Here is a 2557-nt window from a genome sequence, read left to right as displayed (position 1 = left end):
GCCGCCTCCCGCTCCTCCCCCCATCTGCGGGCGTTGGTCAGCAGGGTTGCCTCCAGCTGGTTGCGACCTCCGAGGGTGTAATTCCCCTGTTCGTCCTCGTCCCAGCGGATGATGTCTATGCCACTGAGCAGGTCCGGAAGATTCCGGACGCCGTCGCGGCCGATGGTGCGCAAGACGAGTTCGAGCGGCGTGTGAGGGGCCTCGCGTTTTTCGGACAGGGATCTGACCGTTCATTTCACGCGGCTGTTTGCAACCTCGCATACTCGGCGTGGACTTCTCGCGGAGGGCGGTAACCGATCGCCGAGTGAAGGCGTTTGCGATTGTACCAGAATTCGATGTACCGAGTGATGTCCTGCCGGGCGGCTTCTCTGGTCAGGTACGTCACGCGGGAGACCCGCTCGTTCTTGAGTGCTCCGAAGAACGATTCAGCCATAGCGTTGTCGAAACAAATCCCTGTGCGCCCGGCCGACCTGCGGAGTCCGAACTGGTTCAGCGTCTTGCCGAACTCGGCTGACATGTAGTTGCTGCCGCGATCGGAGTGAAATATCGCGCCCTTGGCGAGTTTCCTGTTGCGAGCCGCGTTGCGTATGGCGCGCGATATCAGAGGGGTCTGGTAGTGGTCGTCCATCGCATACCCGATGACTTCCTTCGTGCAGCAGTCGATGACGGTCGCGAGATACAGCCAGCCCTCATCGGTCTGAATGTAAGTGATGTCACCGACGAGCTTTTCACCCGGGGCGTCGGCAGTGAAGTTCCGGCCGACGAGATCGGGCACCAAGCCCGCCGCGGCCTGGGTCAGGCTGAGCCGCTTCGGGCGGGGCTGGCAGGGCATTAGGCCCAGTTCACGCATGAGCTGGCGCACCAGCTCCAGGCCGGCGGCGTGGCCCCAGCGCGCCAGCTGGGCGTGGATGCGCCGGTATCCGTAGGTGCTGTCGGACATCTCGAAGGCTTTCTTGACGAGCAACTTGAATTCCTCGCGGCGCTGGGCCGTCGCAGAATTGGGGCGGCTTCTCCAGTCGTAGTAGCCGGACTTGGATACGTCGAGCCGTTCACACATGAACTCGACCGGGAATACGTACTCCGCGGTGTCGAGCCGCATCGTTTCGATGAACTCGTACTTTCTTGCTACCGGGGATCCTTCGCGAAGTACGCCGCGCATTTTTTCAGGAAGGCGTTCTCCATCTCGACTTCGCGAATGCGGCGCTCGAGTTCCTTCAGTCGAGCGCGTTCGCTGACCGTCAGCTCGGCGTCGGCAGGCGGCTCGTGCTGTTTCTGGTGCTTCTTCACCCAGCCCCGGAGTGTCTCCGGGTTCAATTCAAGCTCGCGAGCCGTTTCAGAGATGGTCTTGCTGGATCGGAGCGCAATCTGGACGGCTTCCGCGCGGAACTCCGGGGTGTACTTGCTGGGTGGTGCCACTTCGTGCTTCCTCGTTTCCTTGACAGGACAACCCTATTGGGTCCCTGTCCGGGAACCTCGAGGCACCTCAATGAACCTTTCCCGGTAACCGGTCGTCGCGCGCTGTGACGGCTGAGCTTGCGCCGTCTCCAAGTCCGCGCAGCCGTAAGGCCCCTGGTAGGAACGATCTTGCGACAGAAAGATCCGACCGAGGGGCCTCACGTGCCGACCAGTGTCACATACACCGCCGTGCTCGATGTCCGCCGGTCCACCGCGGAGCACCTGGCCCAACTGCTGCGCGACCACCGCGTCGCGGTCGGCACCCGTCGGGGGCGGCGTGCGCTGGGCTGCTTCCGGCAGGCGGTGCTCATCCTGCGCTGGTTCCTCGACGGCACCCGCCTGGCACAACTCGCCCGTGACAACGGCCTGTCGTCCTCCACCGCCTACCGCTACCTGCACGAGGGACTGGCCGTCCTGGCGGCCGGGGCGCCGGATCTGCGTACCGCGCTGGAGCGGGCGAAGGCAGCGGGGCTGACCCATCTGAACCTGGACGGCACCGTGGTCCGCACCGACCGCGTCGCGGCCCCCGGCCCCAACGGCGCGGATTTGTGGTGGTCCGGAAAACACCGCCATCACGGCGGGAACGTGCAGGTCATCTCCACCCCGGACGGCTGGCCGATCTGGGTCTCCCCGGTCCGCCCGGGCCGCGAGCACGACACCACCTGCGCCCGCCACCACGGCCTGCTCGACGCCCTGAACACCCTCGCCGCCGAGCTGGGCGTGCCGACCCTCGTCGACCTCGGCTACGAGAACGCCGGAGACGGCTTCCGCCACCCGCACAAGAGGCCCGCGGGCGGCGAGCTGACCGAGGCCCAGCAGACCTACAACAAGGTCATCCGAGGCGTCCACGGCGTGTGCGAACGGGCCAACTCCCTGCTCAAGACCACTTTCAAGGCCCTGCGACGGGTCAGTCTGGATCCCAGCCGCATCACCCAGATCGCCGCCGCGGCCCTCGTCCTGCTCCAGCTCGAATACGACCGAACCATCTGAACGATCACACAACGTCATGATCCATTACCGGGAAAGGCTCAATAGGGTTGTCCTGTCAAGGAAACGAGGAAGCACGAAGTGGCACCACCCAGCAAGTACACCCCGGAGTTCC

2 protein-coding genes are annotated in these 2557 nt (G+C 64.6%); one reads left to right on the top strand and one right to left on the bottom strand.

Going from position 1 to position 2557, the window contains the following annotated elements; genetic code table 11:
• Nucleotides 1-235 precede the first annotated feature (235 nt).
• Nucleotides 236-1416 (bottom strand): IS3 family transposase gene (locus ACWDVB_RS40165; RefSeq protein WP_451612064.1). Its coding sequence is split into 2 segments (ribosomal slippage): nt 236-1152 and nt 1152-1416, totalling 1182 coding nucleotides; the frame shifts between segments, so codons are not numbered across the junction.
• Between the two features lie 201 nt (nt 1417-1617).
• Here ACWDVB_RS40165 and ACWDVB_RS40160 point away from each other — a divergent pair.
• Nucleotides 1618-2445 carry an HARBI1 family protein gene (locus ACWDVB_RS40160; protein ID WP_451612063.1) on the top strand — a complete coding sequence of 276 codons (828 nt, stop codon included), beginning with the start codon at nt 1618-1620 and terminating at the stop codon, nt 2443-2445.
• Nucleotides 2446-2557: the final 112 nt, after the last annotated feature.

The sequence above is a fragment of the Streptomyces sp. NPDC003379 genome, from assembly GCF_053589195.1.
Note: the sequence above shows the minus strand (reverse complement) of the source record. Positions and strands in the feature narration are given on the sequence as shown.